This window comes from Ruegeria alba (assembly GCF_022321465.1).
Classification (GTDB): domain Bacteria; phylum Pseudomonadota; class Alphaproteobacteria; order Rhodobacterales; family Rhodobacteraceae; genus Ruegeria_B; species Ruegeria_B alba.
The window spans coordinates 1-21,153 of the sequence record NZ_JAKOEM010000023.1; the positions used below are offsets into that span (position 1 = coordinate 1).

A 21,153-nucleotide genomic window follows, 5' to 3' on the forward strand; every position below is an offset into this window, starting at 1 on the left:
TCGGCGTGAAGAGCCGAGCAGGAAGACTTCAGCCGCTATTTTCGCCGCGCTTACACATCGACTTTTTCAACAGCATCCGGACAGAGCTACCGTTGACACTCCTAAATCGAACGGTCGCTACGGGCGACCAACATGTTGACTGCATGAGCTCAGTCTAGGCATATTCTTTTACCATGTTTCTCATTACCTCAAACTCCTTTAACCACTGCTCTGTCCACATGATGTAATGCTCGCCTGACTTCTCTGAATCATCATAAAACTCATCAAGCCAAGCCCGTGCCCATCTGAAAGGCTTCTCTAAGAAATCTTCTATTTCATCAAAGCAGCGTTCGCCGACGTCAAATTTTTCCATATCAATGCCTCGCTGATTCCACTTGGCAGCTATGAGCCGCCCCATCTCCATTGCAAACGGATGAAGCTGCCCATCACCAAACACTCGTTGTAACTTCTGACTTCGCTCCGCTGTCTCAATCTGAGATGCTACAAACAACATTGCTTCTAGCGAAATAAGCCGTTTGTGGGCGAAACGTTCCAGTTTTCCGATCGGTATCTCTAGCTCCGTTGCATCTATCCGATTTGGTGAACCAGAAGACGGACCTCCATCCAAAACAAGCGCCGAATACATGTTCTCTGCAAGTTCTTCGTTGCGGGATTTCTTTACACCAAAGAGCTTGTTGGTGAACCAATTCATGCGACTCTCCTTCAATCAAACAAAGCATCGCATAAGGCTGCCGCCTGCGCTTCTTGTCTCGGTCCCATCATTGCCTCTCCTCCCACCCTTCCGAGGCATTGAATCAGCGACCGACGCCTCGATCAAGCCGGAGTTTTTCAACAGAATTGGCTCGACGCCGACCTTAATCGCGCCAGAGGTCAAGAAACACAAAGGGCCGGGGAACTATTGCGGAGGCGGCCCTATAGACATTTGCTTTCCGCAAGCCCCCCGCAGCCTCACAGCCCCTTGGGATGGGTCAGGAACTCTTCGATGATGTGATCCGGCGCCTTGGTATAGTCGCCCACCCGGCTCACCCCCTGACCGGTCAGCCGTTTCAGGTTCACGGCCATCTCGGCCATCTTCACCGCGATCGGGATGCCATTGACCACCGGTGCCCCGTCGATCTGATGGTCGTGGAACTGCGAGAACAGCAGCATCGGGATGCCGCCGCCGGGGATCAGCACATCGGTGCCCGCCGCCACCAGCGGCCAGCCCTGTTCCTCGAACAGGCGCTTGACTTCGGCGGCCTTGTCCGCATTGCCATAGGCGCCGAGGATCTGCCCCGGCTCGAAGGTCATCGCATGAACGCCAGAGACCCGCTCGCGCAGCCCGTATTTACCGATCTGGTGATGGAACCACGGGATGAAGCGCGGGTTGATGGTGACGATCCCCAGCCGCTGGCCCATCTGGCAGCACCACAGCATGGTCGCCTCGCCGAGGCCAATCACCGGGATATCCACAACCGAGCGCGCCTCATAGAGGCCCGCATCCTGGAAATGGCCGACAATGAAGGCGTCATAGCCCTCGCGCTCGGCCCGGATCGCGTTACAGATCATCTCGCGTGCGCAGCGGAACTCCACCAACGGATGGGCATAGCTGTCAAACGGCGTGATCCCCCGGATGTCGACCTGCGTGCCCGGCGCCGACACCGCTTCCAGATGCGGCCCCAGCATGTCCCAGTATTCCGCCCCGTTCTCGTAATCCACATAGCTCTGATACCAGAGTTTCATCGCCTTCCTCCCTGACCCGCATCGGTGCAAGCTTTGCGTGTGCACCTGCTTCTTTCTGGTTCAAAATACTCCGGAGCGCGAGGCGGAGCCTCGCAAGACATCACCCCGCAAAGGACCAGATCGTCTGAAGCGCCCCGTCCAGCGCCCTGCCCTCTTCATCCTGCAAAGCCGCCTCGCGCAGGCGGCGCACCCAGTCGGCGGCATCGGCCCGCCCGGCAACCAGTTCGGCCCCTGCGAGCACATGATCGAATTTGGACAGGCCGCGCGCATGGGTGTCCGAATACCCCTTGATCAGCCTGCGGCATCGCAACAGTTCCACCGCCAGATCATAATCGGTCCGCCGCGCCATGGCCACGCGGTCTAGCCATGCCTCCAGATGCGCCTGCTCCTGTGCGTGGCGTAGGGTGCGGCGGCGATAGCCGCGCAGCCCGGCCAGCACGTAAAGCTGAAGAAAACCACTCACCCGGTCGCTGCGGATACGGCGGCCATGGCCGAACCAGCGGTCCAGCCGCGCCATCCAGCGCGGAGAAGCCGCCACCCGAGCACCCAGACCTGCCGGCAGCATCGAGGATATCTCCTCGGCGCGCGGGTGCAGGAACTCGGTCACCTGCATCCCCTGCCGGGGCCCCCGACCCATTTCAGCATCGATGCGATTGCGCCGGGCAGCACGCGTCTTGCGACCTGCCACCCGGATCACATCGTCATAGGCCATCGCATTGGCGATGTATTTGGCCGCCTCGCGGGTCAGTTCATGACCCCGCGCGGGATCGTCCATCCGGACCAGTGCAAACAGCCGGTCGAGATATTCATCGCCATAGGCGCAATCCTGAAAGTCGACGACCTTGCGCAGCCCGGCACGGGCCATCTCGCGTACGGCGGCAGGCAGGTCCTCGATCCGCACGGTCAAGGCCGTCCAAGCCGTCAGCTGTGCCGCTGGCCCTTGGACGGCAGGCTCTGCATGCGTTTCCACCGCGACTGACATCTCTGGCTGGGTGGGACCGGCCGAGACCGCTTCGAACCCGGCGGCAAAGGCGGCAAGGCTGGCCTCGACCCCCTTGCCCGAATTGCGGATCGCGGCCTCAAACGCCTCGCGTGGAAAAGGCAGGGCGCCCGATCCCGCCAGCGCGCCAAACAGGCTGGCCGAGATGACCGACCCCTTGGCGACCGCCAGCCGCTCCATATCGGCACTCAGAAACCGCTGCGCGGCGATCTCTGCGGCGGCCATCACCTCGTCGGCCTGCGCGATCCCGTTGCCCGGCACCATCTTTTCCGACACCGCCAGCGCCCGGTGTTCCGAGGCGATCAGCACGGTACGATCCGGGGTGACAAAGCCGCGCTGGATCGCCCGGCCCGCCTCCATCATCTCGGCGGCGATCAGGATGTCGACATCTCCGGCGGCGGGGGCCAGGGAAAAGACCGGCGCCGCCACACCCTCTGGCGCGATTTCGATGTAATAGATGGTGGCGCCGGTGCGCTGGGCCACGCCCGCGACCGAGGTCGCCTGTACCGCCCGGCCAGCGGCGCGGGCCACCGCCTCGATCCAGCCGGTCAGCACGCCGCCGCCCTGCCCGCCCACAGCCATGACCACCAGCTTGGTGATCGCACGGGCGCTGTCGGCGCCCTGCGGTACCATCACGCTGTCCATCCGGGTCATGACACCTCTCCGAAATCAAGCACCCGCCGGGCACGGCGCGCTTGCAGCCATGTGATGATGCGACTGCGCCAGCCTGCCAACAGCCGCTCCCAAGGTCGCGGATTGTGCACCAGGTCCGCGCGATAGAACGAAGGGCACAGAACGGCGGCATCCGCCACCTCGCCACAATTGCCGCAACCGACGCAGGTCTGGTCGATACTGGCCACCGGATCGTCACGCAGCGGGTCGTCCAGCACCTTGAGCGACAGCGAGGGACAGCCCGAAAGGCGAATACAGGCGTGATCGCCGGTGCAGATGTCGGCATCCACGCCAAAGCGCGGCGCCTCGACCCGGCGCCCCTCGCGGATCGCCTGTGCCCGTAACGGTTTCTCGCGCCGCTGCCGGTTCAGCATGCATTCCGACGAGGCCACGATCAGTTTCGGCCCGTCATAATCGGTGGTCAGCGCCTCGCGAATGGTGTCGCGCATATGGCCCACGTCATAGGTGCGGTCGATCTGGCGCACCCATTTCACCCCCACCCCTTCCAGCGCCTTGGAAATCGGGTTGCCGGTCGCCTTAGAGGGGTTCTTGGCCCGCGAGGACAGCACATCCTGCCCGCCGGTGGCCGCCGAATAGTAATTGTCCACCACGATGGCCACGCTGTCCGAGCGGTTGAACACCATGTTGCCTATCGAGGAGCTGAGCCCGTTATGCCAGAACCCGCCATCGCCGATGAACGAGACCGCCCGCCGCGCGCCGCCGCCGTCAAACGCCGCGTTCGAGGCCGGGCCAAGCCCGTATCCCATGGTCGAGCCGCCGATCTCGAAGGGCGGCAGGGCGGCAAAGAGGTGACAGCCGATATCGCCGGTGATCTGGTGCTTGCCCAGCTCCTGCTCGACCAGCTTCATCGCGGCAAAGATGGGCCGTTCCGGGCAGCCGGTGCAGAAGCCCGGCGGCCGGATCGGTACGGTCTGCGACAGGTCGGGCATCTCGGGCGGCGGCGCATTGGGGGCAATCACCTGCCCCGGCAACAGCTGCGGCGCGGTGTCCTTGAGGAAACCCGCGATCCCGTCGAGCATGATCTGGCCGGTATATTCGCCCGCCATGGGGAAAAGGCCCTTGCCATGAAGGCGCACCGGCGACCCGGCCCGGTGCAGCATCGCGGCCAGCCCCTGTTCGATGAACTCGGGCTGCCCCTCTTCAACGACCAGCAGCTCCCCCTTGCCCTTGGCAAACGCCAGAAACTCATCCTTCACCAGCGGATAGGTCACGTTCAACACATAGAGCGGGATGGCCGAACGCCCCTCGATATCGGCAAGACCCAGACGCTGGAGTGCACGGATCACGCCGTTATACATGCCGCCCTGCACCACCAACCCCACGGGCGCAGTGTCGGGGCCGAACATCTCGTTCAGCCCCTGTTCGGTGATGAACCGCTCGGCCGCAGGCCAGCGGTTTTCCACCTTGTCGCGCTCATGCTGATAGGACATCGGCGGCAGCACCACGCGGGCGAAATCGCGGCGCGGCTCTGACAGCGCGTCGCGCACGCTGAGTGGCGGGCGCTGATTGTCGGCACATGCGAACTGCCCCGTGACGTGGCAGGACCGGATCCGCACCATCAACATGACCGGCGTGTTCGACGCCTCGGACAGTTCAAACCCTTGTTTCACCGCCTGCACGATCGAAGGCAGGTTCGGGCGCGGGTCGAGCAGCCAGAATTGCGATTTCATCGCAAAGGCATGGCTGCGTTCCTGCATGATCGAGGAGCCCTCGCCATAATCCTCGCCCACGATAACCAGCGCGCCGCCGGTCACCCCCGACGAGGCCAGATTGGCCAGCGCGTCCGAGGCCACGTTGACCCCGACCGCGCCCTTGAAGGTGACCGCGCCCCGGATCGGGTAATGGACCGAAGCCGCCAGCATGGCCGCTGCCGCGGCCTCGGACGCATTCGCCTCGTACCGCACACCCAGCTCGCCCAGCAGGTCCTGCGCATCGGCCAGCACATCCATCAGGTGGCTGATCGGCGCGCCCTGATAGCCCCCCACATAGCCGACGCCGGATTCCAGCAACGCCTTTGTGATGGCCAGGATGCCTTCGCCGGTGAAGGTCTCGCCGGCACCGAGCTTGAGGTCTTGAACCTCTCGTTTGAAGGATCGTTCCGCCATCGTACGTCAGATCTCGTGGATGCGGATATTGGTGAGCATCTTGTTCAATGTCGCCAGCAAGGCATGCCTCTCAGCCGAGGAGATGCCCTTGAACATCCGGTCATGGCTGGCTCGCATATGCGGCCAGAGACGGTCATAGACCGCCCGCCCTTCAGGTGTCAGGTAGACGCGGCTGGACCTCTGATCGTCGCTATCCACCTCGCGACGCACCAGCCCATCGGCCTGCAAACCATCGAGCGCCCGTGACAAGGTTGATTGCTCGACCACAGCGTAGATGCCAAGCGTTCCGATGGGCAAACCATCCTTGGCCGACAGGATCGCCAGCGCCCGCATCTTGGCGGTGCTCAGCCCCAGCGCGGTCATCTCCTTGCGCAGGTTGGCGTTGTAGCGCCCCATGATCCGGTTCATCAGGTATGGCGCATAGCCTTCAAGGCCGATTTCGGCCAATTCCCTGAGTTGTTCGGTTTGATCGGTCGATTCGGCCATCTGGGTCTTTCGGTCGTTGCTGCCTTCAGAGTTCCCGAAATTATATGCAAATGCAAGTAAACTCGATCCCTCGGCGGCGCAACCCGCCGGTTTTGGAGCTTCGGGCTTGTCAAATCCCCCCGACCCGGCAATCACGGGCAGGCAACAACACGACCAGAGAGAGGACAGACCCACGATATGGACAAGACCTTCATCACCGAACGCGAGCTTCGTTTTGGCGACTGCGACATTTCAGGGACCGCCTATTTCCCGTCCTATCTGGATATCCTGAACGGCGTGAACGAGGAATTCTGGGCGAGCCTCGGCTTTGCCTGGCACGACATCATCTGGAACGAACGCTGGGGCACGCCCACCGTGCATCTGAGCTGCGATTTCTCGAAACCCTCATTCTTTGGCGAAATGCTGCGGTTCGAACTGGGAGTGGTCAAAGTGGGTCGTTCGTCTGTCACCGTCCGGCACCGGATCAGCTGTGGTGACGAGGTCCGCTGGTCCTCGACCCAGGTGCTGGCCGCCAGTGATCTGGACAAGCACACCTCGATCCCATGGCCCGACGCGATGCGCGCGGCGCTGGAGGCGCGGCTTACGTCTGCCGATGAACTCGGGTTCTGATCCTACATCTGCCCGGGCAGGTAGAGCGCCAGCGCCGGCACCGCCAGCAACAGCGCCAGGCGGATGATGTCGACCATCCAGAACGGGGTCACCCCGCGAAAGATGGTGCCGGTGGTCACGTCGCCGACCACGCCCTTGAGGACAAAGACATTCAGCCCCACGGGCGGGGTGATCAGGCTGATCTCGGTCACCACCACCACGACGATGCCGAACCAGATCGGGTCATAGCCCAGCCCGGTCACCAGCGGAAAGAAGATCGGCACGGTGAGCAGCAGCATCGACAGCGATTCAAACACGCAACCCAGCGCAATATAGATCGCCAGAATCACCGCCATCACCTGCCAGGGGCGCAACTCATAGGTGGTGATGAGATCGCTCAGCGCCGTTGGAAGCCCGGCGATATTGACGAAGTTGGAGAATATCCAGGCGCCGATCAGCACCGCGAACAGGCTGGCCGCCGTGATCGAGGTTTCCAGCAGCACCTCAAGCGTATCCTTGAGGGTGAGCCGGCGCCGCGCCAGCGCGATCAGGAAGGCACCCATCGCCCCCATCCCTGCCGCCTCGGTCGGGGAAAAGTTGATGTTGAGCGGCGGGACGTCGAACAGGCCGTAAAGCCCGCCGATCACCAGGAAGAACAACAGCATGACCGCCCAGACCTCGCGCAGGGCGGCCAACCGCCCGCGCAGCGGCACCCGCTCGCCCGCGGGGCCCGCCGCCGGATTGCGCCAGACCGTCCAGCGCACCGCGCAGAGGTACAGCAGGATGCCCAGCATCCCCGGCACGATACCGGCGACAAACAGCTTGCCGATCGAGGTCTCGGTCAACAGCCCGTAGATCACCAGAATGACCGAGGGCGGGATCAGGATGCCCAGCGTCCCCCCCGCCGCGATCGAGGCGGTCGACAGCGAGTCGGAATAGCCGAACCGGCGCATTTCGGGCATGGCCACCTTGGCCATGGTGGCCGCCGTCGCCAGCGACGAGCCGGAAATGGCGGCAAAGCCGCCACAGGCCACGATGGTCGCCATCGCCAGACCGCCGCGCAGATGGCCCAGAAAGGCGTTCGAAGCGGCGTATAGCTCGCGGCTGATGCCGCCCTTGTTCACGAACAGGCCCATCAGGATGAACAGCGGCACCACCGACAGGCCATAGTCCTGACTGGTGTCGATGATCAGCCGCGCCACCATCGAGATCGAGGCGCGAAAGCTGGTCTCGGTCATGAAGCCGACCATGCCGACAAAGCCCATGGCAAAGGCGATCGGAACACGCAGCAAGATCAGCGCCAGAACCGCGCCAAAGCCGATCAGGGATGCGGTCATGAGGCGCTTCCCGCAAGGCGTGGCGCCACCAGCAGCAGCACGCCCCGCACCACCAGCACCACCGCCGTGACCAGGGTCAGCAAGGCAATGAACCAGCCGACATAATGCAGCGGCAAGCGCAGATATTCCATCACATCCCCATAGGATCGCGACCGTTCGGCCAGGTCATAGACCCGGCTGGCGGGCCAGAACAGGATGATGCCGCAGAACAGGCAGACCGCCGCGTCGCGCCAGCGCGACAGGCGCAGGCGGTGGAACGGGCCGTCCAGCAGATCGACGCTGACATGGGCGTTCCGGCCCGACAGCACCGGCATCACCGAAAACACCATGACCGCCATCAACAGCCGCGTCAGATCGGCGGCCACCTCGATGGGCGCGTTGAAGATCGAGCGCAGCAGCACATCGGCAAAGGTCATCACCATCAGCACGAACAGCGCCGCCGAGGCCAGCAGCCCCGGCAGCCAGACCGAAAGAGAAAGAACGCGTTTCATCATGATGTCATATTATCAGACCCGGCGCCGCACCCGCGCGGCGCCGGTCCTGCCGCTCAGTTGGCGGCCATTTCGGCCTTGACCATGTCATAGGCGGCCTGGGCATCGACGCCAGCGGCATCAAGCTCGGCCAGCACCTTGGCGGTCACCTCGGCGGCGATGGCGGCGAATGCCGCCTGATCCTCGGCCGAGGCCTCGACGATCTTGGCGCCCTCGGTACCGCGCGTCGCCTCATAGGCGATCATGTCGGACTTGTCCCAAGCAGCGCCCGCCATGCGGCTGGCCGGTTCGCCGAACACCTTTTCATCCAGCGCCGCCTGCACGTCGGCGGGTAGGCTGTCAAAGGTCTCCTGGCTCATGATGATGGCGAATGAGCCGCGATAAAGCCCGCCGGGCATGTCATAGAGGTTCTTGGCCACTTCGTTGAGCTTGAAGCCCACCCGCTCGCCCACGTTCATCGCCACCGCGTCGGCAGCACCCGATTCCAGCGTCTCATAGACCTTGGGCGCGGGCACGTTGATGCCCACAAGGCCCAGCGCCGCGCCGACATCGCCGGCGACACCGCCGCCGATCCGGGTTTTCAGCCCGTTCAGGTCGGCCAGCGTGGCCACGTCCTTGCTGGTGTGGATCTGGCCCGGACCATGGGTGTTGAGCGCCACCAGCTTGACGCCGCGATGTTCGCCCAGCTTGCCCAGATGCTGGGTATGCACCCGCCAATAGGCGACCGAGGCGGCCTCGGCATTGCCCTCGTATCCCGGCAATTCGATCAGCTTGGTGCCGATGAACCGGCCCGGCTGGTAGCCATGAAAGATGATCGCCATGTCGGCAGCGCCGTCCTGGATCAGGTCCATCTGCGCCGGCGGCGGCGCCAGGCCAAAGACCAGCTCGCCGCTGACCTGCCCGTCGGTGGCCTCTTCCATCATCCCGATCAGCCCCGCGAAAATCTCGGTATTGATCCCATGGGTGGGCGGCAGCCAGGTGGAAATGCGCAAGGTGGTATCGGCGGCCCAGGCGGCGGCGCCGGTGCTGGCGGCCAGGATCGCGGCGGCGGCCAGCCGTGCAAAATGCTTCATGTCTTCCTCCCTCGTGAATCGGTGCGCCAGAGCATCCGGGCACCCGTTCACCGGCCAGCATCACACCCTGCTTTACCTCTTGTCAAGAAATATGAAATTGCATGTATCCCGGATCATGCCCCCTCGGCCGGGCGGTCCAGCACATCCAGCAAGGTGCGCAAAACCCCCTTGATCCGGGCGGCATCGGTATCGGCCAGCGCCGAGAGCAGCCGCGCCTCGTGCGTGCGTGCATCGGTGACAAGGCTCTCGGCCAAAGCCCGGCCTGCATCGGTCAGCCGCACCCGCACGCGGCGCTTGTCCTTGGCATCGGCCACCCGTGTCACCAGACCGCGCGCGTCCATCTGATCAACGATCCGGGTCATCCTCGACTGTTCCATCAGCGACAGTTTGGCCAGCCGGGTGATCATCATCGCGTCATTGTCCACCAAACAGGCCAGCACCCGCCATTCGGGTACCCGCAGCCCCTGCGCGCGGATATGGTCGTGAAACTGGGCGCTGGCCTCCTCGCTGGAGGCAGCCAGAAGGTACAGCAGATAGCCGGAAACAAAGGTGTCGTCGCGCGTTTCGGTCATGGGTCCTGAATTTGTCTTGACTCGATTTATATGATTTTTCATATTTCTGACAGGGAGGCGCCGAAACATGCTCACGCTGAGAATTGCGCAGAAACAGGCCGTGACCAAGCGGATTTCGGCCTTTACCCTGGTCGCGGCCGAAGGTGACCCCCTGCCCGACCATCGTGCCGGCGCCCATATCGAGGTGCAGACAGCAGCCGGGCCGCGCGCCTATTCGCTGATCGACTGGCCCGAGCGACAGCCCGGCGCCTGGCAGATCGCGGTTCAGCGCGAGGACGAGGGCGATGGCGGCAGCCGTGCCATGCATGCCCTTTCCGAGGGCGACACGATCACGGCGACCGCCCCCAAAAACGATTTCGAACTGCATCCCGGAGACAAGCCTGTCACCCTGCTGGCAGGCGGGATCGGGGTGACGCCGCTGATCTCGATGGCGACGGAACTGGCCGCCTCAGAGCGCGTGTTCACCTTTCATCATGCGGGCCGCAGCGCAGGCGACATTGCCTATGTCGACCGCCTGGCCGCTGCTTTTGGCGACCGCTACCATCCCCATTACGACGATACCGCGCCCTTGGACCTGAACACGCTGATGGCGGATCTGACCGATCACGCCCTCTACATCTGCGGACCCAAGGGCATGATCGACGCCGCCCGCGCCGCCGCCGAGGCGGCGGGTATCGCCGAGATCCATGTGGAGCTGTTCACCAATGCCGCGCCCAGCGCGGGCGACAGCGCCTTCGAGATCGAGATCGCCTCGTCGGGCCAGGTCATCACCGTCGCACCCGACCAGACCATCATCGAGGCGCTCGAGGCCGCGGGCCTCGACCCGCTTTATGATTGTCAACGCGGCGATTGCGGCATCTGCCAGACCGACGTGATCGCGGGCACCCCCGATCACCGCGACGTGGTGCTCAGCCAGGCCGAACGCGACAGCGGCAAGGTCATGCAAATCTGTGTCAGCCGGGCGCTCAGCGCGCGCCTCGTGCTGGATCTGTAAGGGAGGAAGGCATGAACGCGGACGATATCAGGGCGATGATCCAGCCCGGCCAGGTCCATCGCGATGTCTATATCAGCGATGCGGTCTATCAGCTGGAAATGCGCCACCTGTTCACCAATGCCTGGGTCTTTGTCGGCCATGACAGCCAGACCCCGAACAAGGGCGATTACATCACCACCCAGGTCGGTGACCAGCCGGTGATCATGGTGCGCCACAGCGATGGCGAGGTGAAGGTTCTTTACAACCGCTGCCCGCACAAGGGCACCAAGATCGCCATCGACCGGGCCGGCAACACGGGCAAGTTCTTTCGCTGCCCCTATCACGCCTGGAGCTTCAAGACCGACGGCTGCCTGCTCGCCATCCCGCTGAAGAAGGGATACGAGGGCACCGGCCTGTCCGAGTCGCAGAACGGCAAGGGGATGCAGGCGGTGGGCGCGGTGCACAACTATCGCGGCTTTGTCTTTGCCCGGCTGGCCGAGGAAGGCATCGGGTTCGACGACTTCTTTGGCGGTTCTCTCAGTTCCATCGACAATATGGTCGACCGCGCGCCTGAAGGCCGCGTGGAAATTTCCGGCCCGCCGCTGCGCTACATGCACAAGTGCAACTGGAAGATGCTGGTCGAGAACCAGACCGACACCTGTCATCCGATGGTGGCGCATGAAAGCTCGGCCGGGACGGCGGTGAAGATCTATGAACAGATGGGCAACCCCGAACCGCGCCCCCCCGCGATGCAGATCATCGCGCCGTTCATGAGCCCTTATGAGTTCTTCGAGGATATGGGCATCCGCACCTGGCCCAATGGCCACGGCCATACCGGCGTCAACATGTCGATCCATTCGAACTATGACGCCATCCCCGGCTATTTCGAGGCCATGGTCGAGAGTTACGGCGAGGAACGTGCCAAGGCGATACTGGATGAGAACCGGCACAATACCGTCTATTTCCCCAATGTCATGGTCAAGGCGCCGCTGACGCAGCTGCGCAACTTCATTCCGCTGGGGGCGGACCGGACGCTGGTGGAAAGCTATGTCTACCGGCTGGTCGGCGCGCCCGAGCAGCTGACCGCCATGTCTGCCATGTATAACCGGATGATCAACGCCCCCACTTCGATCGTGGGCCATGACGATCTGGAAATGTACGAGCGCGCGCAGGAGGGGCTGCATGCCGAGGGCATGCAATGGGTCGATATCCGGCGGTTGCACACCGGGCCTGAGGATTTCGAGACCGAAGCGGTCGAAAACGGCACCACCGAACGGCAGATGCGCAACCAGTTCCACGCCTGGGCCAAGTTCATGACCATGTCCATGGAGGACGCCGCTGGCGTCGCCGCCCAATGATCGAGGGGAATGCAGCAATGATCACCCGCGACGACGTGATCGACTTCATCTATGCCGAAACCCGGATGCTGGACGAAGGCCGCTACTCCGAATGGCTCGACCTCTGGCTGCCTGATGCGGTCTACTGGATGCCGCTCGACTACAAGCAGGCCGATCCGGTCAACGCCACCTCGTTCCTTTACGAGGACAATTTCATGCTGCGCCTCAGGGTCGAGCGGCTGAACGGCGAGCGGACCTTTTCGCAGAAACCCAAATCGCGCTGCAACCACGTGATCCAGCGGCCCTTTGTCGATGTGTTCGACCCCGAGGCGGGCAAGTTCCAGACCGTGACCAACATGCATTATGTCGAGACGCGGCTGGACGAACAGCAGCTTTTGGCCCTCACCGTGACCCATGACCTGGCACTGGTGGACGGCGCATTCCGCATCGCGGGCAAGAAGGTCGAGTTGCTCAATTGCGACGCCGCCTTTGGCAATATCCAGCTGCTGCCGTGAGCGCCGAGACGGTTTACGCCGCCATCGCGGCCACGGCGGCGCGCTGGCCGGACCGCCCGCTGCTTGACATGCTACCCGGCACGGCGGCGGCCTATGACATCGCGGCCGGGCCGGTCAGCTATGGCGCCTTCCTTGCGCACGTCGATGCGCGGGCCGAGGCGCTGAAACAGGCGGGGTATGGCGCGGGAATGCGGGTGGCGGTGTTGCTCGAAAACCGGCCCGTGTTCTTTGAACTCTTTGCCGCGCTCAACCGCATCGGCGCCTCGATCGTGCCGATCAACCCCGACCTGCGCGCCGCCGAACTGGAATACCTGATCGGCCATGCGCAACCGGCGCTGATCGTCGCCCTGCCCGCCCGTGCGGACGAGTTGCGCGCGGCGGCCACAGCGGCGGGTGTCACAGCCCCGGTCATCGGGGCCGAAGACACGCCACCTCCACCCCGCGCAAATGCCACCGTGACCGAGCCACGCATGGGCGAGGCGCGCGAGGCGGCACTGCTCTATACCTCGGGCACCACCGGCAACCCCAAGGGCTGCGTGCTGCCCAATGCCTATTTCCTGCTGGCCGGGCGCTGGTATGCCGATCTGGGCGGGGTCGCGTCCCTTACCGAAACGGGCGAGCGGATGATCACGCCCCTGCCGATCTTTCACATGAATGCCATGGCCTATTCCTTCATGGCGATGGTTACCGTGGGCGGCTGCCTGATCGCGCTCGACCGGTTCCACCCGTCCAGCTGGTGGGCTGATGTGGCCGAGGCGCGCGCCACCTGCCTGCATTACCTCGGCGTCATGCCCTCGATCCTGATGTCCCTGCCCGAGGGACCGCAGGACCGCGCCCATCAGGTGCGCTTCGGCTTTGGCGCGGGCATCGACCCGAAATTGCAGGCCGGGTTCGAGGCGCGGTTCGGCTTTCCCCTGATCGAGGCTTGGGCGATGACCGAAACAGGCGCGGGCGCGGTGATCGCCGCCCATACGCATGACCGGTTGATCGGCCAATCCTGTCTGGGCCGGGCCGAAGGCTGGGTCGCGGCCCGCGTGGTCACCGATACCGGCCAGGACGCCGCCCCGGACGAGCCCGGCGAACTCCTCGTCCGCAATGCCGGACCCGACCCGCGCTACGGCTTCTTCTCGCATTACGACAAGAACCCCGAGGCCACCGCCGAGGCCTGGGAAGGCGGCTGGTTCCACACCGGCGACATCGTGCGCCGCGACGCGCAGGGCCGGTTCTTCTTCGTCGACCGCAAGAAGAACGTGATCCGCCGCTCGGGCGAGAATATCGCCGCGGTCGAGGTGGAAAGCGTACTGATGCGCCACCCGTCCATCCGCGCGGCGGGCGTGGCCGCCGTGCCCGACCCGATACGCGGGGACGAGGTGTTTGCCTGCCTCTCCGTCGATGCCCCCTCGCCCGATCTAGCCCATCAGATTGCCCAATGGGCGCTGACCCAGATGGCCTATTACAAGGTTCCCGGATATATTGCCTTTGTGGACAACCTGCCGATGACCCCGACCCAGAAGATCCAGCGCAAGGCGCTGAAGGAGATGGCCGAGGCGCTGCTCTCGGATCCGGCCACGGTGACGCTGACCCATCTCAAGAAACGGCAGGTGGCGTGATGGCGCGGCCTGCCAGCTATGCGGGCGTGGCGCTGGTGGCGCCCTTCTCGACGCCCTATCAGCGCTATTCCATCGACACCGCGCATCACTGGATCGCCACCGCCCTGCGCGGCTCCTTGCGGGCGGCGGGGCTGAAGCCCGGCGATCTCGATGGCTTCCAGGTCGCGTCCTTCACGCTCTTCCCCGATACCGCCGTGGGGCTGACCCAGCATCTGGGCCTCTGCCCGCGCTGGCTCGACCATATCCCGATGGGCGGCGCCTCGGCCGGGGTGGCGCTGCGCCGCGCGGCGCGCGCGATACAGGCGGGTGACGCCGAAATCATCGCCTGCGTCGCGGGCGACACCAACCATATCGACAGTTTCCGGCAACTGCTGTCGAGTTTTTCACGCTTTGCCATGGATGCCAGCTATCCCTATGGCTATGGCGGCCCGAATGCGAGCTTTGCCCTGCTGACCGACCGCTACATGACGGAATACGGCGCCACTCGCGAGGATTTCGGGCACCTCTGCGTGGCCCAGCGTACCAATGCGCTGAAAAACCCGAACGCGGTGATGAAGAAACCGCTGACGATGGAGCAATACCTGGGTGCCCGCCCCATCGCCGACCCGATTGCGCTCTTTGACTGCGTGATGCCCTGCGCCGGGGCCGAGGCGTTTCTGGTCATGTCCGAGGACCGGGCGCGGGCGCTGAACCTGCCCTATGCCCGGCTGGCGGCCGCGATCGAGCGGCACAATGCCCATGCCGACGACCCGATCCAGCTGCGCGGCGGCTGGACGATGGATGTGGATGTGCTCTGGGATCAGGCCGGAATGGCACCGCAGGAGATGGATCTGGTGCAGACCTATGACGACTATCCGGTGATTTCGATGATGCAGATCGAGGATCTGGGCTTCTGCGCCAAGGGCGAGGCCCCTGCGTTTCTGCGCGACAAGGATCTGACCGTTGCGGGCGATTTCCCGCACAATACTTCGGGCGGGCAGCTTTCCGGCGGTCAGGCCGGGGCAGCGGGCGGCTTCATCGGCATGGTCGAGGCGATCCGCCAGGTCACCGGACAGGCGGGCGGCACGCAGGTGCCGGATGCGGAACAAGCGCTGGTGTCGGGCTTTGGCATGATCAACTTCGACCGTGGCCTGTGTTCCAGCGCCGCGGTCCTCACGACCGGAGCGCGCGCATGACCCATCCCCTGTCCCCGCCGCCCAAGAAAAACCCGCAGAAACGCTCGGTCTCGCCGACGCGCCCGCCCGAAGTGCGTTCGCGCGCGGCGCTCCACCTGACCGCCGCCGCCGCCGAGGGGCGGTTTGCCCTGCAACGCTGCGCCGACTGCGGCAAGGTGCAATACCCGCCGCGCGATGCCTGTTCGGCCTGCCTGAGCACAGACCTGCCATGGCAGGACATGGCGCCGGGCGGCACACTGATCGCCGAAACCACGGTCCAGACCTCGCCGCGCCTGTACTTTCGCGAGCGGATGCCATGGCGCGCGGGCACCGTGCAGCTCGATGCCGGTCCCACTGTGCTGGCCCATATCCATGGCGACGTAAAACGCCACGCCCGCGTGCGTGTCACCGTCCGACTTGATCAGGCAGGCCAGGGCGTGCTGGTCGGCCTGCCCGAAACCGATACCCCGAACATGGAGGACGATCCGCTGATGCGTGCCCTCTCTGCCGATCCCAAACACCGCCGTGTGCTGATCACCGATGCCCGCAGTACCCAGGCCTCTGCGCTGGCCCGCGCCCTTCAAAAGGCGGGTGCGACGATCATCTTCGCAGGCGAGCCGGAAAGCTGGCGACCTTATCCGCAACGCGCCGAACTGGAGGCTTTGGGGGTCCAGATCCTGCCGATGGATGTGACCGACACCGCATCGGTGCAGAAACTGGCGGGCGAGATCGGCGGCAAGACCGACATCCTGATCAACACCGCCCGGTTCCTGCGCCCCGGCGGGGTGCTGGACCGGGGCGATACCGGCTTTGCCCGCGACGAGCTGGAGGTGAATTACCTTGGCCTGATGCGGCTGGCGCAGGCATTCGGCCCCGGCATGTGCGCGCGTGCCTCGGACGGCGTGAATGCCGCCGCCGCCTGGGTCAACCTGCTCAGCGTCGGCGCGCTGAGTAATGCGCGCCCTTTCGGCGCCTATTCCGCCAGCCAGGCGGGGGCCTATTCCCTCAGCCAATCGCTGCGCGCCGAATTCCGGCCCTCGGGGCTCAGGGTGATGAACGTGTTCTTTGGCCCCACCGAAGAGGACGACTGGTATCAGCCGCTGCCACCGCCGCGCGTGACAGCCTCCGCCTTGGCCCGCTCGGTCGTCGACGGGCTGCAACGGGGATTGGAAGACGTCTGGTGCGGCGACATCGCCCAGGACCTGCGCGACCGCTTCCGCCGCGACCCCAAGGTGCTGGAACGCGAAATGACGCTGGGAGGAGAAGGCGCATGAGCACTCTGGCCAATCTTGCCACCCGCATCGCCAGCGGAGAGATCCGGGTTGTCGACCTGACCCACACGCTCGACCCCGATTTCCCGGTCATCATCCTGCCGCCCGAATTCGGCCAATGCGCCCGCTTTCGGATGGAAGAGATCAGCGCCTATGACCATCGCGGCCCGGCATGGAAATGGCACAATATCTCGATGTCCGAACACACCGGCACCCATTTCGACGCGCCCGCGCACTGGATCTCGGGCCGTGACCTGCCGCGCGCGGCGGTGGACGAGATCGACCCGGCCGATTTCATCGGCCCGGTCTGTGTCATCGACTGTTCTCAAGGTGCCGCGCAGGACGAAGATTTCGAACTGACCGTACCCCTGATCGAAGGCTGGGAGGCCGCCCATGGCCGCATCCCCGCCGGGGCCTGGGTTCTGATGCGTACCGACTGGTCGAAACGGCGTGGTGCCGCATACCTCAACATGCGCGAGGACGGACCGCATTCGCCCGGACCGACGCCAGAAGCGATCAGCTTCCTGATCGACCAGCGCGACATTCGCGGGTTCGGCGTCGAAACCGTGGGCACCGATGCCGGTCAGGGCAGCCACTATACCCCGCCCTATCCGGCGCATTACTACTTGCACGGCGCGGGGCGGTTCGGGCTGCAATGCCTGTCGGACCTCGACCAGCTGCCGCCCACCGGCGCGGTGCTGATCGCCGCCCCCCTCAAGATCAAGAACGGCACCGGCAGCCCGCTCAGGGTACTGGCGCTGGTGGAGGAGACATGACCCATACCGCCGTTATCACCGGGGGCAACAAGGGCATCGGCGCCGATCTGGCGCAGGCGCTCCTGGCGCGCGACTACACGGTCGTGTCGATCTCGCGCCACGCGCCCGAGGTCACCCACCCGCGCCTCCACTCGGTCGAGGCCGATCTCCTGGACCCGCAGGCGGTGGCCGAAGCCGCCGCTGAAGTCGCGACCAACCACGAGGTTACCCACCTGATCCACAATGCGGGCCTGATCTGGCCCAACCTGATCGAAGAGGCCGAGCCCTCGGACATCACCGGGCTGGCGCAACTGCATCTGGGGTCCGCCCTGACCCTGCTCAAGGCGTTTCTGCCCGCGATGAAGACGCGCCAGTTCGGGCGGGTGATGTTCAACGGCTCACGCGCCGCCCTTGGCGCACCCACACGCACCGCCTATGGCGCCACCAAGGCCGGCATGATCGGCATGGCGCGCACCTGGGCGCTGGAGCTGGCCCCCCATGGCATCACCGTCAACGTGGTGGCGCCCGGCCCGATCCTGACTGACAATTTCTGGGGCATCGTGGAAAAGGACAGCCCCCAGCAAGAGGCGCTGGCCAAGCGCATTCCCATGGGCCGCCTGGGCCGCGTCGATGACGTCACCCGCGCCTTTCTGTTCTTTTGCGATCCCGAAAACAGCTTTGTCACCGGGCAGACGCTCTATGTCTGCGGCGGGGCCAGTGTCGGGTCGCTTCAGATTTGATACGGTCCCGAAATTCCAACCTTGCCAAGGCCCGGCGCAGCGGTCACCAATGACCGAATGAACACATCACCGACCTGGGGCGTGGTGGCCACCGTCAAGGCACCCGAACACGAGATCCTGCGCTTTGCCGCCTGGCATCTGGAACAGGGGGCACATCGGCTGTTCCTCTATCTTGACGATCCCGACCCGGCGGTATTCTCGCGGCTCAAGTCACACCCGCGCATCCGGGTCTTTGCCTGCGACGAGAGTTACTGGCAGCGGCGCAAACTGACCCGCCCTGTCAAGCACCAGGCCCGCCAGACGATGAATGCCCGCCATGCCTATAACCGCGCCGATGTGGACTGGCTGGCCCATATTGATGTGGATGAATTCATCTGGTCCGAAACGCCGATTGCGACGATCCTGTCCACCTTGCCCGACGACACGCTTTGCGCCCGGATGCGCCCGATCGAGGCTCTTGCGGGCGAGGATGCGCTCTACAAGGCGTTCATCCCCGGCGGTCCGGCCCGAGACGGAATCGTGCGCCGCCTCTACCCCACCTTCGGCGCCTTTGTAAAAGGCGGCTTCATGAGCCATGTGGCCGGCAAGGTCTTTGCCCGTACCGGCATGGAAAAGGTCGACTTCCGCATCCACAACATCTTTCGCAACAAGGAAATGAACCCGCACCAGGTGGAGTTGGACACGGTCGACCTGTGCCACCGGCACGGCGCCGATTGGGTTCACTGGATCGCCGCCTATCGCTATCGCATCGCCAAAGGGTCCTATCGCCCCGACCTGGCCCCCAATGTCCCGCACGAGGCGGGCGGACTGAGCATGCACGAACTGCTGAGCGGTATCGAGGAAGAGGAAGGCGAAGCCGGTTTGCGCGCCTTCTTCGACGAGTTGAACGCAACCACCCCCGAAAGCCGGGCGCGGTTGCGGGCCGCGGGGATGCTGAAGCACCGCCCGCTCGACCTCGACGGGGCGATACGCAAACAGTTTCCCAACTAACACCCCATAGTTTCCAAAAAAGAAACAAATACCGCCAAATCCGCTGCTGCGCGCGCACCATTTGACGCTGACTGGGCTTTTTGCTATGCCCCGCCTAGCCGTTACGCGAAAAACGCGCAATCAGGTCGCACGGACCCGGCGATACGACAGACGTGCGGGCCCGAATAGTGTCCGCAAACATCGGACACTCATGACAAAATTTTCTGAACTGAACCTCAATCCCAAAGTTCTTAAGGCCATTGAAGAGGCCGGCTATGAAACGCCGACTCCGATCCAGGCAGGCGCTATCCCGCCCGCGCTCGAAGGCCGCGACGTGCTGGGCATCGCCCAGACAGGCACCGGCAAGACCGCCAGTTTCACCCTGCCGATGATCACCCTTCTGGCCCGTGGCCGCGCCCGGGCGCGGATGCCGCGCAGCCTGGTGCTGTGTCCGACACGGGAACTGGCCGCCCAGGTGGCCGAGAATTTCGATACCTATACCAAGCACCTGAAACTGACCAAGGCGCTGCTCATTGGCGGTGTCAGCTTCAAGGAGCAGGATGCGCTGATCGACCGGGGTGTCGACGTGCTGATCGCCACGCCGGGCCGGCTGCTCGATCATTTCGAACGCGGCAAACTGCTCTTGACCGGCGTGCAGATCATGGTGGTGGACGAGGCCGACCGGATGCTCGACATGGGATTCATCCCCGATATCGAGCGTATCTTCAGCCTGACCCCCTTTACCCGTCAGACGCTGTTCTTCTCGGCCACCATGGCGCCCGAGATCGAGCGGATCACCAACACGTTCCTCAGCGCCCCCGCACGGATCGAGGTCGCCCGCCAGGCCACGGCATCCGAAACCATCGAACAGGGCGTGGTGCTGTTCAAGGGCTCGCGCCGCGACCGCGAAGCGAGCGAAAAACGCGCCGTTCTGCGGGCGCTGATCGACGCCGAGGGCGAGAAATGCACCAACGCGATCATCTTCTGCAACCGCAAGACGGATGTGGATATCGTCGCGAAATCGCTGCAGAAATACGGCTATGATGCGGCGCCGATCCACGGCGACCTGGATCAGAGCCAGCGCACCCGGACGCTGGACGGGTTCCGCGAAGGCAAACTGCGCCTGCTGGTGGCCTCGGACGTGGCCGCACGCGGGCTGGATGTGCCCTCGGTGAGCCATGTGTTCAACTTCGACGTCCCCGGCCACCCCGAGGATTACGTGCACCGGATCGGCCGCACCGGCCGGGCGGGTCGCGACGGCAAGGCGATCACGCTCTGCATCCCGCGTGACGAAAAGGCGCTCGATGCCATCGAGAAGCTGATCCAGAAGGAAATCCCGCGTCTCGAGAACCCGGCCAAAACGGCGGAAAAGCCCGAAGCCAAACCCCGCCGCGAGGAAAAACCCGCGAAGGCCGACAAGCCCAGGCGCAGCGAGGCCGACAAGCCCGAAGCCGACAAGCGTGAGCCGCGCAGCCGCAAGGGCGACGACCGCCGCGACCGCAAGGATGACCGCGGCGCCAAGGTGGTTGGGATGGGAGATCACCTGCCCAGCTTCATCGCGCTCAGTTTCGAGGAGCGGCGCGCCAGCTGAGCGGGCACAAGGGGGCGCTGCCCCCGTCCTTCGGACTCCCCCGGAGTATTTTTGGCGAAATGAAGAGGCTTGGACAGATCGGGCTTCTTTCTGGTCTGAAATACTCCGGAGCGCGAGGCAGCGCCTCGCAAGAAACCGCCGCGCGGCACGCGCGGCCCGGCCCAACGCCGG

Annotated in this window: 20 protein-coding genes; 11 read left to right on the forward strand and 9 right to left on the reverse strand. The window is 64.4% G+C overall.

Going from position 1 to position 21,153, the window contains the following annotated elements; genetic code table 11:
• Window positions 1–154: 154 nt before the first annotated feature.
• The 5 genes from MB818_RS18650 to MB818_RS18670 form a co-directional block, all read right to left on the reverse strand.
• Window positions 155–691 carry a hypothetical protein gene (locus MB818_RS18650; RefSeq protein WP_234216189.1) on the reverse strand — a complete coding sequence of 179 codons (537 nt, stop codon included), beginning with the start codon at window positions 689–691 and terminating at the stop codon, window positions 155–157.
• A gap of 257 nt (window positions 692–948) precedes the next feature.
• A complete protein-coding gene (locus MB818_RS18655; RefSeq protein WP_238906023.1) occupies window positions 949–1,722 on the reverse strand; it encodes an aspartate/glutamate racemase family protein in 774 nt (257 codons plus the stop codon).
• Window positions 1,723–1,822: 100 nt separating this feature from the next.
• On the reverse strand, window positions 1,823–3,376 hold the full coding sequence (locus MB818_RS18660; protein WP_238906024.1) for an indolepyruvate oxidoreductase subunit beta family protein: 1,554 nt from the start codon (window positions 3,374–3,376) through the stop codon (window positions 1,823–1,825).
• Window positions 3,373–5,520, reverse strand: a complete 2,148-nt coding sequence (locus MB818_RS18665; RefSeq protein WP_234137932.1) for a thiamine pyrophosphate-dependent enzyme — start codon at window positions 5,518–5,520, stop codon at window positions 3,373–3,375. Before MB818_RS18665 ends, MB818_RS18660 begins: the two co-directional genes overlap by 4 nt.
• Window positions 5,521–5,526: 6 nt before the next feature.
• Window positions 5,527–6,006 carry a MarR family winged helix-turn-helix transcriptional regulator gene (locus MB818_RS18670; protein WP_234137931.1) on the reverse strand — a complete coding sequence of 160 codons (480 nt, stop codon included), beginning with the start codon at window positions 6,004–6,006 and terminating at the stop codon, window positions 5,527–5,529.
• Window positions 6,007–6,183: 177 nt separating this feature from the next.
• On the opposite strand from MB818_RS18670, the gene MB818_RS18675 reads away from it, so the two are divergent.
• Window positions 6,184–6,615 carry an acyl-CoA thioesterase gene (locus MB818_RS18675; protein ID WP_238906025.1) on the forward strand — a complete coding sequence of 144 codons (432 nt, stop codon included), beginning with the start codon at window positions 6,184–6,186 and terminating at the stop codon, window positions 6,613–6,615.
• Window positions 6,616–6,617: 2 nt separating this feature from the next.
• Here the strand turns inward: MB818_RS18675 and MB818_RS18680 are convergent, their stop codons facing one another.
• The 4 genes from MB818_RS18680 to MB818_RS18695 form a co-directional block, all read right to left on the reverse strand.
• A complete protein-coding gene (locus MB818_RS18680) occupies window positions 6,618–7,931 on the reverse strand; it encodes a TRAP transporter large permease (RefSeq protein ID WP_234137929.1) in 1,314 nt (437 codons plus the stop codon).
• Complete coding sequence (locus MB818_RS18685) at window positions 7,928–8,422, reverse strand: TRAP transporter small permease (protein ID WP_345790443.1); 495 nt, start codon at window positions 8,420–8,422, stop codon at window positions 7,928–7,930. Before MB818_RS18685 ends, MB818_RS18680 begins: the two co-directional genes overlap by 4 nt.
• A gap of 56 nt (window positions 8,423–8,478) precedes the next feature.
• Window positions 8,479–9,495, reverse strand: coding sequence for a TRAP transporter substrate-binding protein (locus MB818_RS18690; protein ID WP_234137927.1), 1,017 nt, complete (start codon window positions 9,493–9,495; stop codon window positions 8,479–8,481).
• A gap of 113 nt (window positions 9,496–9,608) precedes the next feature.
• The gene (locus MB818_RS18695) at window positions 9,609–10,067 is read right to left on the reverse strand and encodes a MarR family winged helix-turn-helix transcriptional regulator (RefSeq protein ID WP_234144934.1); all 459 of its coding nucleotides are present in this window, start codon (window positions 10,065–10,067) and stop codon (window positions 9,609–9,611) included.
• A gap of 67 nt (window positions 10,068–10,134) precedes the next feature.
• Between MB818_RS18695 and MB818_RS18700 the strand changes: the two genes are divergently transcribed.
• From MB818_RS18700 to MB818_RS18745, 10 genes are all read left to right on the forward strand, one after another.
• Window positions 10,135–11,061, forward strand: coding sequence for a PDR/VanB family oxidoreductase (locus MB818_RS18700; RefSeq protein WP_238906026.1), 927 nt, complete (start codon window positions 10,135–10,137; stop codon window positions 11,059–11,061).
• Between the two features lie 11 nt (window positions 11,062–11,072).
• Window positions 11,073–12,398 carry an aromatic ring-hydroxylating dioxygenase subunit alpha gene (locus MB818_RS18705; protein ID WP_238906027.1) on the forward strand — a complete coding sequence of 442 codons (1,326 nt, stop codon included), beginning with the start codon at window positions 11,073–11,075 and terminating at the stop codon, window positions 12,396–12,398.
• A gap of 17 nt (window positions 12,399–12,415) precedes the next feature.
• Window positions 12,416–12,892, forward strand: a complete 477-nt coding sequence (locus tag MB818_RS18710) for an aromatic-ring-hydroxylating dioxygenase subunit beta (RefSeq protein WP_238906028.1) — start codon at window positions 12,416–12,418, stop codon at window positions 12,890–12,892.
• Window positions 12,889–14,502, forward strand: a complete 1,614-nt coding sequence (locus tag MB818_RS18715) for an AMP-binding protein (RefSeq protein WP_238906029.1) — start codon at window positions 12,889–12,891, stop codon at window positions 14,500–14,502. The genes MB818_RS18710 and MB818_RS18715 overlap by 4 nt, the downstream gene beginning before the upstream one ends.
• Window positions 14,502–15,677 carry a thiolase family protein gene (locus MB818_RS18720; protein WP_238906030.1) on the forward strand — a complete coding sequence of 392 codons (1,176 nt, stop codon included), beginning with the start codon at window positions 14,502–14,504 and terminating at the stop codon, window positions 15,675–15,677. The genes MB818_RS18715 and MB818_RS18720 overlap by 1 nt, the downstream gene beginning before the upstream one ends.
• Window positions 15,674–16,930, forward strand: coding sequence for an SDR family oxidoreductase (locus tag MB818_RS18725; RefSeq protein WP_238906031.1), 1,257 nt, complete (start codon window positions 15,674–15,676; stop codon window positions 16,928–16,930). Before MB818_RS18720 ends, MB818_RS18725 begins: the two co-directional genes overlap by 4 nt.
• Window positions 16,927–17,703 carry a cyclase family protein gene (locus MB818_RS18730; protein WP_238906032.1) on the forward strand — a complete coding sequence of 259 codons (777 nt, stop codon included), beginning with the start codon at window positions 16,927–16,929 and terminating at the stop codon, window positions 17,701–17,703. Before MB818_RS18725 ends, MB818_RS18730 begins: the two co-directional genes overlap by 4 nt.
• Window positions 17,700–18,422 carry an SDR family NAD(P)-dependent oxidoreductase gene (locus MB818_RS18735; protein WP_234183997.1) on the forward strand — a complete coding sequence of 241 codons (723 nt, stop codon included), beginning with the start codon at window positions 17,700–17,702 and terminating at the stop codon, window positions 18,420–18,422. The genes MB818_RS18730 and MB818_RS18735 overlap by 4 nt, the downstream gene beginning before the upstream one ends.
• A 57-nt stretch (window positions 18,423–18,479) precedes the next feature.
• The gene (locus MB818_RS18740; protein WP_234162942.1) at window positions 18,480–19,412 is read left to right on the forward strand and encodes a glycosyltransferase family 2 protein; all 933 of its coding nucleotides are present in this window, start codon (window positions 18,480–18,482) and stop codon (window positions 19,410–19,412) included.
• 190 nt (window positions 19,413–19,602) lie between these two features.
• A complete protein-coding gene (locus MB818_RS18745) occupies window positions 19,603–20,982 on the forward strand; it encodes a DEAD/DEAH box helicase (protein WP_234169784.1) in 1,380 nt (459 codons plus the stop codon).
• Window positions 20,983–21,153 lie beyond the last annotated feature (171 nt).

What these genes read in the sequence shown, in the direction of transcription:
- MB818_RS18650 (WP_234216189.1), bottom strand. Translation starts at nt 691, where the DNA reads ATGAATTGGTTCACCAACAAGCTCTTTGGTGTAAAGAAATCCCGCAAC.
- MB818_RS18655 (WP_238906023.1), bottom strand. Translation starts at nt 1,722, where the DNA reads ATGAAACTCTGGTATCAGAGCTATGTGGATTACGAGAACGGGGCGGAA.
- MB818_RS18660 (WP_238906024.1), bottom strand. Translation starts at nt 3,376, where the DNA reads ATGACCCGGATGGACAGCGTGATGGTACCGCAGGGCGCCGACAGCGCC.
- MB818_RS18665 (WP_234137932.1), bottom strand. Translation starts at nt 5,520, where the DNA reads ATGGCGGAACGATCCTTCAAACGAGAGGTTCAAGACCTCAAGCTCGGT.
- MB818_RS18670 (WP_234137931.1), bottom strand. Translation starts at nt 6,006, where the DNA reads ATGGCCGAATCGACCGATCAAACCGAACAACTCAGGGAATTGGCCGAA.
- MB818_RS18675 (WP_238906025.1), top strand. Translation starts at nt 6,184, where the DNA reads ATGGACAAGACCTTCATCACCGAACGCGAGCTTCGTTTTGGCGACTGC.
- MB818_RS18680 (WP_234137929.1), bottom strand. Translation starts at nt 7,931, where the DNA reads ATGACCGCATCCCTGATCGGCTTTGGCGCGGTTCTGGCGCTGATCTTG.
- MB818_RS18685 (WP_345790443.1), bottom strand. Translation starts at nt 8,422, where the DNA reads ATGAAACGCGTTCTTTCTCTTTCGGTCTGGCTGCCGGGGCTGCTGGCC.
- MB818_RS18690 (WP_234137927.1), bottom strand. Translation starts at nt 9,495, where the DNA reads ATGAAGCATTTTGCACGGCTGGCCGCCGCCGCGATCCTGGCCGCCAGC.
- MB818_RS18695 (WP_234144934.1), bottom strand. Translation starts at nt 10,067, where the DNA reads ATGACCGAAACGCGCGACGACACCTTTGTTTCCGGCTATCTGCTGTAC.
- MB818_RS18700 (WP_238906026.1), top strand. Translation starts at nt 10,135, where the DNA reads ATGCTCACGCTGAGAATTGCGCAGAAACAGGCCGTGACCAAGCGGATT.
- MB818_RS18705 (WP_238906027.1), top strand. Translation starts at nt 11,073, where the DNA reads ATGAACGCGGACGATATCAGGGCGATGATCCAGCCCGGCCAGGTCCAT.
- MB818_RS18710 (WP_238906028.1), top strand. Translation starts at nt 12,416, where the DNA reads ATGATCACCCGCGACGACGTGATCGACTTCATCTATGCCGAAACCCGG.
- MB818_RS18720 (WP_238906030.1), top strand. Translation starts at nt 14,502, where the DNA reads ATGGCGCGGCCTGCCAGCTATGCGGGCGTGGCGCTGGTGGCGCCCTTC.
- MB818_RS18725 (WP_238906031.1), top strand. Translation starts at nt 15,674, where the DNA reads ATGACCCATCCCCTGTCCCCGCCGCCCAAGAAAAACCCGCAGAAACGC.
- MB818_RS18730 (WP_238906032.1), top strand. Translation starts at nt 16,927, where the DNA reads ATGAGCACTCTGGCCAATCTTGCCACCCGCATCGCCAGCGGAGAGATC.
- MB818_RS18735 (WP_234183997.1), top strand. Translation starts at nt 17,700, where the DNA reads ATGACCCATACCGCCGTTATCACCGGGGGCAACAAGGGCATCGGCGCC.
- MB818_RS18740 (WP_234162942.1), top strand. Translation starts at nt 18,480, where the DNA reads ATGAACACATCACCGACCTGGGGCGTGGTGGCCACCGTCAAGGCACCC.
- MB818_RS18745 (WP_234169784.1), top strand. Translation starts at nt 19,603, where the DNA reads ATGACAAAATTTTCTGAACTGAACCTCAATCCCAAAGTTCTTAAGGCC.